At 65.9% G+C, this 14,703-nt stretch carries 11 protein-coding genes and 1 pseudogene; 7 read left to right on the top strand and 5 right to left on the bottom strand.

Features of this window, described 5'->3' with window-relative positions; translation table 11 throughout:
* The first annotated feature begins 4 nt into the window (after positions 1-4).
* The 5 genes and pseudogenes from JMY28_RS36870 to JMY28_RS36850 all read left to right on the top strand — a co-directional run bounded on the left by JMY28_RS36870 (position 5) and on the right by JMY28_RS36850 (position 6,362).
* The gene (locus tag JMY28_RS36870) at positions 5-1,135 is read left to right on the top strand and encodes an MBL fold metallo-hydrolase (protein ID WP_201700809.1); all 1,131 of its coding nucleotides are present in this window, start codon (positions 5-7) and stop codon (positions 1,133-1,135) included.
* Positions 1,136-1,434: 299 nt separating this feature from the next.
* On the top strand, positions 1,435-2,694 hold the full coding sequence (locus JMY28_RS36865; protein WP_201700808.1) for an ROK family transcriptional regulator: 1,260 nt from the start codon (positions 1,435-1,437) through the stop codon (positions 2,692-2,694).
* On the top strand, positions 2,681-4,234 hold the full coding sequence (locus tag JMY28_RS36860; protein ID WP_201700807.1) for a sugar ABC transporter ATP-binding protein: 1,554 nt from the start codon (positions 2,681-2,683) through the stop codon (positions 4,232-4,234). The genes JMY28_RS36865 and JMY28_RS36860 overlap by 14 nt, the downstream gene beginning before the upstream one ends.
* A gap of 131 nt (positions 4,235-4,365) precedes the next feature.
* Positions 4,366-5,319 (top strand): annotated as a pseudogene (locus JMY28_RS36855) (ABC transporter permease subunit); the annotation flags it as partial.
* Between the two features lie 101 nt (positions 5,320-5,420).
* Entirely contained in the window at positions 5,421-6,362 is a 942-nt protein-coding gene (locus JMY28_RS36850; RefSeq protein ID WP_201700805.1) for an ABC transporter substrate-binding protein, read from the top strand.
* A gap of 34 nt (positions 6,363-6,396) precedes the next feature.
* Here JMY28_RS36850 and JMY28_RS36845 read toward each other — a convergent pair whose 3' ends face one another.
* The 4 genes from JMY28_RS36845 to JMY28_RS36830 all read right to left on the bottom strand — a co-directional run bounded on the left by JMY28_RS36845 (position 6,397) and on the right by JMY28_RS36830 (position 11,762).
* Complete coding sequence (locus JMY28_RS36845) at positions 6,397-7,368, bottom strand: sulfonate ABC transporter substrate-binding protein (RefSeq protein WP_236597209.1); 972 nt, start codon at positions 7,366-7,368, stop codon at positions 6,397-6,399.
* A gap of 152 nt (positions 7,369-7,520) precedes the next feature.
* On the bottom strand, positions 7,521-9,131 hold the full coding sequence (locus JMY28_RS36840; RefSeq protein WP_201700803.1) for an EAL domain-containing protein: 1,611 nt from the start codon (positions 9,129-9,131) through the stop codon (positions 7,521-7,523).
* Between the two features lie 222 nt (positions 9,132-9,353).
* Positions 9,354-10,430, bottom strand: coding sequence for a transporter (locus tag JMY28_RS36835; protein WP_236597208.1), 1,077 nt, complete (start codon positions 10,428-10,430; stop codon positions 9,354-9,356).
* A gap of 78 nt (positions 10,431-10,508) precedes the next feature.
* A complete protein-coding gene (locus JMY28_RS36830; RefSeq protein ID WP_201700802.1) occupies positions 10,509-11,762 on the bottom strand; it encodes a DUF1479 domain-containing protein in 1,254 nt (417 codons plus the stop codon).
* A 53-nt stretch (positions 11,763-11,815) separates the two neighbouring features.
* On the opposite strand from JMY28_RS36830, the gene JMY28_RS36825 reads away from it, so the two are divergent.
* Together JMY28_RS36825 and JMY28_RS36820 are read left to right on the top strand one after the other, a co-directional pair.
* Positions 11,816-12,115, top strand: a complete 300-nt coding sequence (locus JMY28_RS36825; RefSeq protein ID WP_201700801.1) for a hypothetical protein — start codon at positions 11,816-11,818, stop codon at positions 12,113-12,115.
* Positions 12,112-13,515, top strand: coding sequence for a DHA2 family efflux MFS transporter permease subunit (locus tag JMY28_RS36820; protein ID WP_201700800.1), 1,404 nt, complete (start codon positions 12,112-12,114; stop codon positions 13,513-13,515). The genes JMY28_RS36825 and JMY28_RS36820 overlap by 4 nt, the downstream gene beginning before the upstream one ends.
* 7 nt (positions 13,516-13,522) lie before the next feature.
* Here the strand turns inward: JMY28_RS36820 and JMY28_RS36815 are convergent, their stop codons facing one another.
* The gene (locus JMY28_RS36815; protein ID WP_201700799.1) at positions 13,523-14,632 is read right to left on the bottom strand and encodes an extracellular catalytic domain type 1 short-chain-length polyhydroxyalkanoate depolymerase; all 1,110 of its coding nucleotides are present in this window, start codon (positions 14,630-14,632) and stop codon (positions 13,523-13,525) included.
* Positions 14,633-14,703: the final 71 nt, after the last annotated feature.

The following is a 14,703-nucleotide window of genomic DNA, read 5'->3' as shown; positions in this document are numbered from 1 at the left end:
CGCCATGACCTCGCCTTTCGCATCGCTGAGCCGTACCTTGGGACTGAGCGCCGCACAACGCGGCCGCGAACTCTCGCACACCTCGCCGCAGCACGACGGCGAGCGCTTTCGCAACGTGCGTCCGCGCCCGGCCGAGGGGTTCGGCAAAACGCTGAAGATCATGTGGAACATGATCTTTCACAAGCCGGGCGGCACCATGCCCGCTGGCGCGCTGCCCGTGCAAACGCTCACGCGCGAGCAGCTCGAAGCCGCGCCCGATCGCAGCGTCTACCGGCTCGGCCATTCCACGCTGCTCTTCAAGCTGCGCGGCCAGTTCTGGCTCACCGACCCAGTGTTCGCGCAGCGCGCTTCGCCGTTTCAGAACCTCGGGCCGAAGCGCTTTCACGCGCCGCCTATCGCACTTGCCGACCTGCCGCCGTTGCGCGGCGTGATTCTCTCGCACGACCACTACGATCACCTCGACCGCGAAACCGTGCTCGCGCTCGCCGCGACGACGGGCGTCTTTCTCACGCCGCTTGGCGTGGGCGACCGGCTGATCGAATGGGGTATCGACGGTGCGAAGGTGCGCCAGTTCGACTGGTGGCAAGGCGCGAACGTCGAGGGCATCGAGTTCACCGCTACGCCGGCACAGCACTTCTCGGGGCGCAGCCTGTTTGATGGCAACAGCACGCTGTGGGCCTCGTGGGTGATCGCCGACGCCGACGTGCGCGTGTTCTTCAGCGGCGACACTGGCTACTTCGACGGCTTTCGCACGATTGGCGAGCGACTGGGCCCGTTCGACGCGACGTTCATCGAAACGGGCGCGTACGACCCGCAATGGCCGTATGTCCACATGCAGCCCGAGGAAACGGTACAGGCACACGTGGATTTGCGCGGCGAGTGGCTGGTGCCGATTCACAACGGCACATTCGATCTCGCGATGCATCGCTGGCAGGACCCGTTCGAGCGCGTAACCGGCCTCGCGCTCGCGCGCGGCGTGACGCTCTCCACGCCGCGCATGGGCGAAAGGCTCGATCTGGCGCAGCCGCATCGCGGTGAGCGCTGGTGGCGTGAGGTGGCCGAAAGCGCAGCGCCGCCGCGCACGGCGCGCCGCTGGTTTGCCTGCCGCGACGCAGGTGAAGCGCGGTCTTCGTAACAGGCAGCCCCTCTCCTTCTTCTCCCGCAGCCCGCGCGCCACACGATCGCGCGCGGGCACATCCGTTGCTCGCTCCCCGCTTCTTCCCCTTCCCTCAAAAAGTCTCCTAAGCTTTTGCATCGGGCGCACATCGCGCCGCCGCCTGTCATAGCGCCCCCATTACCTTCAACGGGATTTCCCCAGGCTGACAGCCCCCGATTTCTGGCATTAAATAAATCAACTTGATTTATTTAGTCGGCAACGGATGCACCAAACGCCGACACCCCCCTTTCAGCTTTGCATGAGACCGGAGGAGACACGTGAGAAGTCCGCATGTCGGTCAGGGCAGCAATTCCGCCAACGTCCGCCGCTTCAACGAACGCCTGCTGCTGCAGGCGCTACGTCGCGCGGGCGAGGCGTCGAAGGCCGATCTCGCGCGCCTCGCGAATCTCACGAGCACCGCGGTGGGCACCATCATCACGTCGCTCACGGCCAATGGCCTGATCGAGGTGAGCGGCCGCCGCGACGGTCAGCGCGGCCAGCCCGCCTCGCTCCTGCGCCTCTCCCCGCGCGGCGCGTTCGCCATCGGCGTGCGGCTCGACCGGACCAACATCGAAACCGTCCTCGTCGATTTCGCAGGCCAGATGATCGAGCGCCGCACGCGCGACATGCTGCTGCCACAACCCTCGGTCGCGCAGGAAATCGTGCAGCGCGATATCGCCGATCTATTAGGCATCCTCACGATTGAGGAACGCAGCCGCCTGGCCGGCATTGGCGTGGCGCAGCCGTACAACCTCGGCAGCTGGCTGCGCGAACTGGGCCTGCCCACCGATACCTTCCGCGTGTGGAACGATGTGGACTTCGCAGGCGAACTCGCGCGCGCCACGGCGCTGCCCGTGTTCAGCGAGAACGACGGCAACGCGGCCGCCATCGCCGAGATTTTCTACGGCTGCGGGCGCCAGCGCGAGGACTTCCTTTATCTGTTTCTCGGCCCGGCCATCGGTGGCGGCATCGCCATCGACGGCGACTGCGTGCGCGGCCTCACCGGCAACGCGGGCGACTTCGCGGTGATGCCCGTGCCGCCCAGCCGCCTGCCCTCCGCGCCCAAGCCGCCGGGCCAGTGGGACATCCTGCTTTCGCGCGCCTCGCTCATCGCGCTGCGCCGCCACCTGCAGTATTGCGGCGAGGCGATCGACAGCCGCGCCGATCTCGAAGCCTGCATTGCGCGCGGCCACCCCGGCGTGCAGGAATGGCTCGACGACTGCGTCGATGCGCTCGCCCCCGCGCTGCGTTCCGCCTTCTGTGTGCTCGACGTGCCCACCGTGGTGCTCGACGCCGACGTGGACGCGGGCCTCATCGACACGCTCATGCAGCGTCTGCGCCTCGCGGTTGCGGCCACCGCGCCCGAGGCGCGCGGCACGCCTGCTCTCGTGCGCGGCACCTTCGGTCCCGATGCGGGCGCGCTTGGCGCGGCCACGCTCCCCATGTTTTTCAACTTTTCGCCGCGCGCGGGCATCCTCATGGGCGCCGGCGCACAAACTTACGCACAAGCGCAGGAGGAGAGCCATGTCGCCCTCTGAGTCCACGCCGCCGCTGCTGGAAATGCGGGGCATCACCAAGACCTTCCCAGGGGTGCGCGCGCTCGACAACGTGCGCCTCACCGTCTACCCCGGCGAGGTCCACTCGCTCATGGGCGAGAACGGCGCTGGCAAGTCCACGTTGATGAAAATTCTCTCCGGCGCCTACCAGGCCGATCCCGGCGGCGAGATTCTCATCGAGGGCAAGCCAGTCGTGATCGATGGGCCGCACGCGTCGCGCGCGCTGGGCGTGGCCGTGATCTATCAGGAGCTGAGCCTCGCGCCCAATCTCTCGGTCGCGGAGAATATTCACGCGGGCCGCGAGCTGCGCAAGGGCGGCCGCCGCTTCGGCACGGTCGACCGCCGTGCCATGGAACGCGGCAGCGAAGACGTGCTCAAGCGCCTCGGCGCGAGCTTCGGGCCCACCACGCTGGTCGGCTCGCTTTCCATCGCCGAGCGTCAACTCGTGGAGATCGCGCGCGCCGTGCATAGCGACGCCCGCATTCTCGTGATGGACGAGCCCACCACGCCGCTCTCATCACGTGAAACGGAACGCCTCTTCAAACTGATCAACCAGCTTCGCGACGAAGGGCTTGCGATCATCTACATCAGCCACCGCATGGCTGAGGTGTACGAGCTTTCGGACCGCGTGTCCGTGCTGCGCGATGGCAGCTACGTGGGCACGCTCATGCGCGACGCGCTCAACGCGGAAAGCCTCGTGAGCATGATGGTGGGCCGCGATATTTCGGGCTTCTACAAAAAGGCGCATGCCCCCTACGATCCGGGCAAGGCCGTGCTTACCGTGCGCGACGTGGCCGACGACAAGCGCGTGCGCGGGTGCAGCCTCGACCTGCACGCGGGCGAGGTGCTCGGCATTGCGGGCCTCGTCGGCGCGGGCCGCACCGAGCTCGCCCGCCTCATCTTCGGCGCGGAGCCGCGCGTGCGCGGCGAGATCGCCATCGACGGCAAGAAGCTCAACGTGCACACGCCGCGGGACGCGATCAACGCGGGCCTCGTCTATCTGACCGAGGACCGCAAGCATCAAGGCCTCTTTCTCGACATGAGCGTGCGCGACAACATCAACGTGGCCGTGGCCGGGCGCGACGCGCGCATGGGCGTCCTCGACCTCGCGCGCGGCGGCGAGCGCGCGAAGGAGGCCATCCGCTCGCTCTCCATTCGCGTGCCGAATGCGCGTATAAACGTTGGCGCGCTCTCGGGCGGCAACCAGCAGAAGGTGCTGCTGTCGCGCCTGCTGGAAACGAAACCACGCGTGCTGATTCTCGACGAACCCACGCGCGGCGTCGATATCGGCGCGAAGTCTGAGATCTACCGCATCATCAACGACCTCGCCAGGACCGGCGTGGGCATCATCGTGATTTCGAGCGAGCTGCCCGAGATCATCGGCGTGGCCGACCGTGTGCTCGTCATGCGTGAAGGCGAATTCGCCGGCGAGCTGGGCGGCTATACGGCCAGGCCGATCACCCAGGAAGCGATCATCGAACTCGCCACCGGCTCGCAGCAACCGCTCGACGAAGCCGCTTGATCTTCACCGCATACGCAAGAAACGTCCCTCAGGAGTACGACATGAAAAGCATTCTTCCCCGGCACGGTGTCGCGGCGACGCCCACGCAGCCCGCGCAAGGCGCGCAACCCACCCGCAGCGTAGCGGTCGACGGCCACCGCCAGCGCATGAAGTCGCTCGTCCGCACAGCGGGCATGCTGCCGGTGCTGGTGCTGCTGTGTATCGGCTTCAGTCTGCTCAACGATGGCTTCTTTACGTTCGATAATCTATCGATCGTCACGCAGCAGGCGTCGATCAACATCGTGCTCGCTGCCGGCATGACCTTCGTGATTCTCACGGGCGGCATCGACCTCTCGGTGGGCTCGGTGCTGGCCGCCGCGGCCATGGCCGCCATGATCGGCTCGAACATCGTGGGCTGGGGCTGGCTCGGCGTGCCCATGGCGCTCGCGGTGGGACTCGGCTTCGGCCTCGTCAACGGCGCGCTCATCGCGCTCCTGCGCCTGCCGCCGTTCATTGTCACGCTCGGCTCGCTCACGGCGGTGCGCGGCATTGCGCGCCTCATGGGCCACGACACGACGATCTTCAACCCGCAGCTCTCGTTTGCGTTCATCGGCAACGGTACGGTGCTCGGTGTGCCCTGGCTCGTGATCATCGCGCTCGTGGTGGTGGCCGGCTCGTGGTTCGTGCTGCGCCGTACCGTGCTCGGCCTGCGCATCTACTCGGTGGGCGGTAACCCGGAAGCGGCGCGCCTGTCTGGCATCAAGGTGTGGGGCATCGAGATGTTCGTCTATGCCGTCTCGGGCCTGCTCGCGGGTCTCGGGGCGGTGATGTCCGCCGCCCGCCTCTACGCGGCCAACGGCCTGCAACTGGGCCAGTCCTATGAACTCGATGCGATCGCCGCGGTGATTCTGGGCGGCACGAGCTTCGTGGGCGGCGTGGGCTCGATCATCGGCACGCTGATCGGTGCGCTCATCATCGCAGTCCTGACCAATGGGCTCGTGCTGCTCGGCGTCTCGGACATCTGGCAGTACATCATCAAGGGCCTCGTGATCGTTGGCGCCGTCGCGCTCGACCGCTACCGCCAGCGTGGCTCGGCCCGCACGTAAGCCACTGAACAGCTCAACAGAGAGAAACAAGCGCGAGCGCAGGCGGTCCTGCTGCGCTCGCCGGGAAAGCACCCAAACAGGACCCCTCAGGAGACAACCTCATGTTCAAGAAAAAAGCCATTCTCGCCGCTGCCGCCCTGACACTCGGCTTCACACTGCAAGGCGCGCATGCCGCTGACAAGCAGCTCAAATTGATCGGCGTTACCGTGGGTTCGCTCGGCAATCCTTACTTCGTGACGATCGTGCAGGGTGCGGAGGCCAAGGCGAAGCAGATCAACCCGAACGCCAAGGTCACGGCCGTTTCCGCCGACTACGACCTCAACAAGCAGTTCACGCAGATCGACAACTTCATTTCGGCGCACGTGGACATGATCCTCCTGAACGCGACCGATCCGAAGGCGATCGAACCGGCGGTGAAGAAGGCCCAGGCGGCTGGCATCGTGGTGGTAGCCGTGGACGTGGCCGCCGCGGGCGCCAACGCCACCGTGCAGACCGACAACGTGAAGGCCGGCGCAATTTCGTGCGAATACCTCGCGAAGAAAATCAACAACACCGGCAACGTGATCATTCAGAACGGGCCGCAGGTCTCCGCCGTGATCGACCGCGTGAACGGTTGCAAGCAGGTGCTCGCCAAGACTCCCAGCATCAAGATCCTCTCCGATGACCAGGACGGCAAGGGTTCGCGCGAAGGCGGCATGAACGCGATGCAGGGTTATCTCACGCGCTTCCCGAAGATTGCCGGCGTGTTCGCCATCAACGATCCGCAGGCCATTGGCAGCGACCTCGCCGCGAAGCAATTGCATCGCAGCAACATCGTCATTACGTCGGTGGACGGCGCGCCCGATATCGAAACGGCGCTCAAGAGCGATACGCTCGTGCAGGCTTCGGCAAGCCAGGACCCGTACAAGATGGCGCAGACGGCCGTGCAGGTGGGCTACGACATCATGAACGGCAAGAAGCCCGCCAACCCGATGATCGAAATGACGCCTCAGCTCGTCACGCGCGACAACGTAAGCAGCTACAAGGGCTGGTCGTCGCACTAAGCGCGCGCCCGGAAGACGTCCGTGCCCGCAGACGTTACGCGAGCACGGCGTCCTTCGTCACCACGCGGCGCGGAATGATCTTGAGGTCGTAGAACGTGTCCGCGATCTTCTGCTGCTGCGCGATCACGGCGGCGTCGATCGGCCGGTATTCATGCGCGTAGTGGGTAAGGCCGGTCTGGATCGTCGCCGCATCCAGCCCCTGGATCGGTGAAAGCTTCGCGGCCGCTGCCGCCGTGTTGGCGCGCACCCATTGCCCCGTTTTGCCGAGTTCGTCCAGCGCGATCGCGAGGGCGTCCTTGCGATTTTGCGCAAATTCGCGCTGGCTCAGGAAGAACTGATGATGGCTCGCTACGCCGCTGGCATCGGCGATGAGGCGCGCGCCATCCTGCGATTCGACGGCGGCGAGAAACGGGTCCCAGATCGCCCAGGCGTCGATGGCGCCGCTTTGCAGCGCTGCGCGCGCGTCGGCGGGGGCGAGGTACACGGGCTGCACGTCGGCGATAGAAAGGCCGTGCTTCTGCAGCAGCGCGACGAGAAACCAATGCACGTCCGAGCCTCGATTCAGGCCTATTTTCTTGCCCTTCAGTCCAGCCACGTCACGGACCGGCGAATTCTTCGCCACCACCACGCCCTCTGCGTGCGGCGTGGGCAGTTCATACGCCGTGTAGACGAAATCCGCACCCGCGGCCTGAGCAAACACGGGTGGCGCTTCGCCCACATAACCAAAGTCGATTGCGCCCACGTTCAGGCCTTCGAGCAATTGCGGGCCGGCCGGGAATTCGGTCCACGACACCTTGATGCCTAGCGGCGCCAGGCGCGTTTCCAGCGTACCGTAGGCCTTGAGCAGGACCAGCGTGCTCGCGGCCTTCTGGTAGCCGATGCGGAACTGGTCGGGCTGATATTTCGCGAAGGCGGTGGCGGGCAGCGCCGCGCTCGCGAGCGTCGCGCCCAGCGTGGCGAGGAAATGGCGGCGGGAATAGCGCGTGGGCGGCGTCGGGCGAGTCATCTTCGGCGGGTCCGTATTGGCATTCGGCATGCACCCATACGGCGCAGCCATCGAGCCATTGATGCTACCGGCACGCACGCGTTCGCAGAACCGATGTTTCGCGCTAAGCAAATCACGCCAGCGGGAATGCGCGGGCGCGCAACGCCTGCGCCCTATGTGCCAGCCGTCATGCGCGGGTCGGGCGACATATGCGCCCCATGCGCGCGATACCAGCGCATGAACGCCTCCGACGGCATGGGCTTCGCGTAGAAAAAACCCTGTATGTACGTGACGCCGCGCGCGCACAGATAGTCGCGTTGCACCTGAGTCTCCACGCCCTCTGCCACGAGCTGCGCCCCGAGGCTATGCGCGATATCGATGATGGAGTCGAGCACCGCCGCCCTTTTACCTTCCGGATCGATCGTGAGCACGAAGCCCCGATCGATCTTCAGGATATCGAATGGAAATTTCTCGAGATACGAGAGCGAGCAATATCCCGTGCCAAAGTCGTCGATGGCGACGTTGACATCCTCCTGCCGCAAGGTCGCGAGACTGTTGCGCGCCTGCTCGGTATTGCACACCAGCGTGCGCTCGGTAATTTCCAGCGTGATGGTCACGCCACGCGGCGCCAGCGCCGCGCGCAGCCCCAGCACGTCCTTCACGAGTTGCTCGCCCGACAGATGCTCGGGCGCGAAATTGACGCCGACGTGAAAGCCCCGCGCGACGTCCCAGGTCGCAACGTCGCGCGCGATGAGTTTCAGCAGATGCTGCGTGAGCGGCACGATTACGTGCTCTTCTTCGGCAGCCTGAATGAACTCGTCCGGACGCGTCGCGCCTGTACCTGGCCGCACCCAGCGCAGCAACGCCTCCACGCCCTCGCACCGCTGCGTCGCCACACCGTAGATCGGTTGGTATTCGACATGGAATTCGTTCGCGCGTATGCCCCGCAGCAGTTGTTCGCGGCGCGACTGCCCGCTTTGCTGCAAGCGCCGCACGAGCCAGACGAGCAGCGCGGACAAGGCGGCCGCCCATGGCAGATAGCGCAGCAGCAGGCCGCCCCACGCTTCGTTGATGCGCTCGGGCTGACCGTAGATCTTCAGGTCGATCGTGGCGCCCGCCATGCGCTTTTGCACGTCGACCAGCAACGGCGCGCCGCGCACGTTCACGAGCGCCATGGCTTCGCGCAACACGGTGCCCTCGCCCACGCGCAACTCGGCCTGGCGAAATTCCGTGAGGGGCGCGGCGCCATGCAGCAGGTCCAGCAGATACTGTACGTCCACCACGGCCACGACCGCATGCCCCGCTTCGCCCGCTACGCCAACCAGCAGCGAGGGGCGGTTGCGCACCACCGGCGTGTCGTCGACGATCCTGAGCCATTCGTCGTCCGAGGCCGGCACATATCCGTTGAGCAAGCCATCGATGGGAATCGCCTGTTGCGCGATGGCGGACGAGCAGTCGATGCGGCCGCCATACAGGATGTTGAGCGTGCGCACATAGGGCACGGTGGCAGCCTTGAGCGTGAGGTCCGGCGAGAGCGCCTCGCATGCCTCGGCCGCACGCGGCGCGAACGTCTGGGCCGCGCTCTGCGCCGTCTCGACAATCGAAACAACCTGCCCGACGATGAACGTGGAAGCCAGGGTCGCTTCGCGCCGCGCAATACGCTCGGCTTCGTAGCGTGCGAGCGCCACACACAGCAGGATCGGAATCAGCGCCGCGACCAGCAGCACGAGCAAACGCGAAACTCGCGCGCGGACCGCGCCGGGGTTGGACGAGACTTCGGGCAAGGCGTCCTCCGCACCAGGGCGGTCATGGAGGGTGGCTATGGTATGACGCCAACATACACCAACGCGCTCGCGGCGCACGCGCGCGGTGCCCGGCGCACGCGAACGTCAGATAACGTGAGCGCGCGTTATGCGGATTCGATGCGGTTACATCCGTCTTCTTTCGCGCCGTAGCGCGCGAAGTCGCCGTGCACGCGTTACGGCCCGGGAGCGCGCCCGCAAGCCTCAGGTGTCGCCGCGCCGGCGGAACACCCACCATCCCAGCAACGCCGTGAAGGTCGCGACCAGCACCACCATGAGCCAGAACCCGTGGCGGTTTTCCGCAAGCGGAATGCCACCCACGTTCATGCCGAAGAAGCCCGCGACGATGTTGATAGGCAGTGCGAGCACGGTGACGAGCGTGAGCGTGAAAAGCGTGCGGTTGTTCTGCTCTTCGAGGCGCGCGGCAATTTCTTCCTGCAACAGCTTGATGCGCTCGACGAGTCCGGCCATGTCGCCCAGCACGAGCGAGAACTCCTCGGTCGCTTCGCGCAGGTCCTGCATGTCGGGTGTCTGGAGCCAGCGCGGCGGCCGCGCGAGCAGACGGAAAATCGAGCCCGGCTCAGGCGCGAGCATGCGTTGCAAGCGCACCAGGATGCGCCGCATGGCCGCGAGTTCATGACGGCTCGCAGAGCGTCGCGAGGCGAGAAACTGGTCCTCGGCGCGATCGACATCGACGCTCGTGCGGCGCACGATCTCCACCATCAGGTCGGCCTGGTCGCGCATCAAGTGGATGAGCAACTCAGCTGGCGAGCGGAATGTCTCGCCGTTGCGCACGTAGCCGCGCAGACGGTCGATGGAGCGCAGCGGCTTCAGCCGCGCCGTGACGAGAATGCGCTCGTGCGTGTATGACCAGAGCGTCGCGATCTGCGAGGGCGTGAGTTCGAAATCGAACATCACGTCGTTGACCACGGCGAACAGCCCATTGTCGACGTGTTCGATGCGCGTGGAGTGCGAGCCTTCCACGAGCATCTCGAAGAAGGCGTCGGGCAGGTCGAGATGCGCGCGCATCCACGGTTGCGCCGCGGCATGGGCGAGATTGAAGTGCAGCCAGTAAAACGTATCGTCGCGCGCGGCTTGCGGCTCGCCGCTCTCGTGCGTGCGCCGCAGCGCGTCGAGGACGTCGTCGCACGTGACCGGCTGCCCGGGCTGCCCGGGCGCGAAGCGAAAACCGCAAACGAGGCCCGACAGGTCGGCGCCATACGTTGCGACGGACGAAGCGAAATCCATGGTCGTCGTGGCCGGTTGATCGGCGCACAGCATGCCATACGCGTGCTTTTGCAGGCAAGCGCGCGAATCGATGCACCGACACGCGCGCGTCATCCGCCTGTGTTACGTAGCTCAAGCGGCGCCGGGCAAACCGAGCTGTGTGCGGCCAAGCGAAGTGAGATCGGCCGCGCCTGCCCGGTCCCCCAGATCGGCTTCGATGTGCTCAGGGGGAAAGTCCGGCGGACTGCGGCCTTCGAGGAAGCTCGGCAACTGGCGCTGCAAATAGGCGTCGTTCTTCGCGCAACCCGGTGTGGCCGGAATGTACATCACGTTGCTGTAGCCGCGGCCGCGGTGTTCATCTTCCACTGAGTGAATCACGTCGCAGTGCCAAAACACGGTATCGCCGGCCTGCATCTGCGGAATCGATGTCAGCGCATCGAACAGCGGCGCGTGCCATTCGGGGCTGATCGGCAGCCCGCGGCCCGGTTGCGCGCCGCACAGGTCGTCTTCGGCCACGTCGTCCTGCAGCGCGCGCAGGAGGACGTACGCCATGGCGTTGGCGATAGGCACGACCTGCAGCGTGCCGTCGCCGGGCCCCTGCGGCGTGAGCGCGGTCCAGCCCTGGAAGGTGCGGAACATCGAAGAGGCGATGCGCGAAGGAATCTCGCTCGCGTTCGTACGGTAAGCGCCGTCGAATGGGTCGTAGCGCCGCCAGTCACCCGAAAACACGTGGCGATACACCTGGCGGAAATTCTCGTCGACCCAGCGCTCGACCGCACCGCCGTCGCAATGCGCGGCGAGGCCGGGCGCCGCCGTTCCGGGCGGCCGGCGCCGCAGACGGTCAGCGTAGGCGGGCACGACGTCGGGATCGAAATGCACGCGCCCTTCGCTCTCGTGGCGCCACAGGCGGTTGAGGAAGACGCGCGCGGCTGTGAGTTCGGCGGACTCGCGCGCCTGCACCTGCGGGCGCGACCAGTAGACACCATAGATCAGCGGGCGGCTCGCTTGCGGCGGGAGGGCATTGCGCTGCGCCGCGCGTTGGGCGGCGCGCGCGTCGAGATCGTTGCGCGCCACGTAATCGGCAATTTCGGCGTCCCAGCGCGCGGCCTGCTCCGGCTCGAACACGCGGCGGATCACGCAGGCGCCGCGCGCTTTCACGAGCGCGATCGTCTCGGCGCTCACACGCTGCGCCGCGATATCCGCGAACGCGATCTCCGGAATCACGGCCTCGCCCGCCTCGCGCAGCCGGGCGATGTGCCGCGCTTCTTCGCCTATGGCCTGCGAGACCTCCTCGAACACTTCGCGATAGTTCGGCAGTTGCGCGCGCAACCTACGCTTGGCCTGCCGGATCGCGGCCGGGACATCGTCGATTTGTAGTGCCGCCATGCGTGTCTCCATCGGGGTTGAATGCCGTCGTTTAACGGCAAGCATACGCTTGAATGGCACGCATCTGGCATTCGCCGGTCGGCATTTCTCTTCTCGCACCTCCGAATTTTGAACAGGTAAATTTGCAAGCCTGGCTATTTAACTTCATCATTCAAGGGATGTCACAGCGGAATTCGCGTGAATCGCCATGTCTGCCAAACATCGAGCTGACGCACAAGAGCCGGCAACTCCGCAAGAAAACCCGCGACGCGAAACAACGGTGGCTCTCGCAAGCCATCGCGGATCTCAACGAAGACGAGCGCGCCATGCACTTCAAGGCAGGCGACATCATCAGAAGGCTGGCTGAACGATGAGCGGCATGCGCGAGGGCCGTGGTTCCGCAAACCGGATTCCCCCGTCCGTCTGGAAGGTCGCCGTGGTGGTTTCCATTGGCTCGTTCATGGCGCAGATGGACTCGACGCTCGTCAACGTCTCCCTTTCGTCCATTGGCCATGCGCTGCGCTCACCCATTGGCACGACGCAGTGGATCATGAGCGGCTATCTGCTGGCCATGGCGCTCATGCTCCCGCTCAACGGCTGGCTGGTGGACCGCATAGGTGCGAAGCGGCTCTATCTCTTTGCCTTCTCGACCTTCACGCTCGCTTCTGTGCTGTGCGGCGCGGCGCAAAGCATGGGGGCATTGATCGGCGCGCGCATTTTTCAGGGGCTGGTTGCCGGACTGCTCGCCCCCATGGCGCAGATGATGATCGGGCGCGTCGCGGGCAAGAACATGGAGCGTGTGATGGGCTACGCAGCGCTGCCCATCCTGCTCGGCCCGATCCTCGGCCCCGTGCTTGCCGGCGCCGTGCTGGCGCGGGCGGCCTGGCCCTGGCTCTTTTTGATCAACGTACCGGTCGGCATAGTCGGCGTCGCCTTGGCTGCGCGCTTGCTCGCGCCCGACGCCGGCCAGCCGCAGCGGCGCCAATTCGATTTCACCGGCTTTGCGTTGATCTCGCCTGGACTCGTCGCGCTTGTCTATGGATTCCAGAGCGCCATGCACGCGGAAGGCGCGGCATTTCTGCTTGCCGGCGCCGCGCTGCTCGCGGGATTCGTGTGGCACTCGGTACGCCGCCCAACGTCGGCGTTGATCGACGTGCGCCTGTTTGCGGACCGGATGTTCGCGGTGCCCGCCATCACGCAATTCTTCGCCAACGGCATCATGTATGGAAGGCAGCTCGCTGTTCCGCTCTACCTGATAACCGGCTGCGGCTTGAGCGCCGCGCAGGCAGGCTGGCTGCTCGCGGCGACCGGCGCGGGCATGATGGGCTCGTTCGCCTGCATGGGCTATCTCACTGAGCGGCTGGGCTGCCGTGCGCTCGCGGCAGGCGGCGCGCTACTGGCGCTATGCGCCACGCTGCCGTTCCTGTGGATGACCGGCCACACCTTTTCCACGGGCCTTGCGTTGGGCAGTCTTTTTATCGCGGGCGTGGGTCAGGGAACCATTAGCATTCCTTCTATTTCCGCCGCGTATGCCCGCATGCCGAAAGCACGGCTTCCCGTGGCGAATACCGCGTTGAATATCGCGCAGAGAATTGGCGGACCGGTCGCGACCACGCTCGTCTCAATCGCCGTTTCCCTGGCAGTGCCGAGTTCCTCCGCTGCCGAGCCGCGGCAATTCCTGCCGGCGTTCGCAGCGCTCTGCGCTCTGCATCTGCTGTGCTTCGCGGCGGCCGTGCTGCTTCCGGCGCGAGTGCGCCGCGCAAACGAGAGCTGAACCCCGTTCACGCCATTTCACCTGCTGCGCTTCGCCGTTGCCGCCGGAAGAACTGCCACATCATCGACATCGCGTCGGGACCTCGATCCGAATGAAACGGTTCGCGTGGGTCGCCGCCGCTCCATGCGTGCCCGAGCCCTCGAACGACACACACCCGCACGACGAGCCTGCCCGCCTTGACATAGTCCGTGTACGCCACCGCGTCGCGGCTATAGGTCCGTATCTCGCCAATGCGCAATTCGCCTTGCGTGTCGAGCAGCCGGTTGACACGCGCGAACTGCATGCCGAGTTGCATCGCGTTGCGCGTCGCCACGACCGCGTCGATTTCGCCTTGCACGATGAAGGTGGGCATACCGGGATGCACGGCGACGTCGAGCGCGGCATCGACGAGATGCACCGGCTCTTCGCGGCTACCGTGACGCATGACGTTCATCGCGCTCATCGTCGAGGTGGCCGCGCCGAATACCGGTCCGGAGTGCAGACCGACGGCCGCGAAGCGCCCCGGATAGCGCATGGCGAGCACGGACGCGAGCCCCGCCCCCGCCGAGATGCCCGCCAGGTAGACGCGCTCGCGATCGAATCCGTGCTCGCGCACGATCGCGTCGACGAGGGAGGCCACCGCTGGGGCCTCCGACTGCGCATGATCGCCGTGCCAGTGCCAGCACCGCTGTGCGTGCGCCGTTTTTGCCTGCTCGGGCAGCAGCACGGCAAAACCTGACCGATCCGCCAACCGGCAAACCCGCGTGCCGGCGGCGAACGACTCTGCCGTCTGCTTGCAGCCGTGCAGCATAACCACGAGCGGCAGGCCCGCGGCGCTAACCGCGCCGGCGGGCAGATAGAGCGCATACGCGAGGTGATTGACTAGATGGCCGGCCCTGGGCGGCGCGGAATGATAGGAGCGGATCCACCTGCCGCCCGTGCCCAACGGTTGCGCACGCCCCACGTGCGCCTTCCCGGCGCGCTTCGGTTTGGCTACCGGCCTCGCGACCTTCGCGGCCTTCGCGACCTTCGCGGGCGCCACTTTGCGTGCTGCGGCCTTTTTCTTCGGTCGCGGTGCGCTCATGCGGGTGAGCAGTTCGAGACCTTTGAGCCAGACGCTGGTCTTTTTCCTGGGCATGAGCAATGGCGACAAGGCGTTTTGTTCACGTCACGCCAGGAGCCACGCGGCGGACAGCGCTTTACAGCGAT

The sequence above is a fragment of the Paraburkholderia hiiakae genome (genome assembly GCF_904848665.1).
Lineage (GTDB): Bacteria > Pseudomonadota > Gammaproteobacteria > Burkholderiales > Burkholderiaceae > Paraburkholderia > Paraburkholderia hiiakae.
The sequence above is the reverse complement of the archived record's forward strand: the minus strand, read 5'-3'. Positions and strand labels throughout refer to the sequence as shown.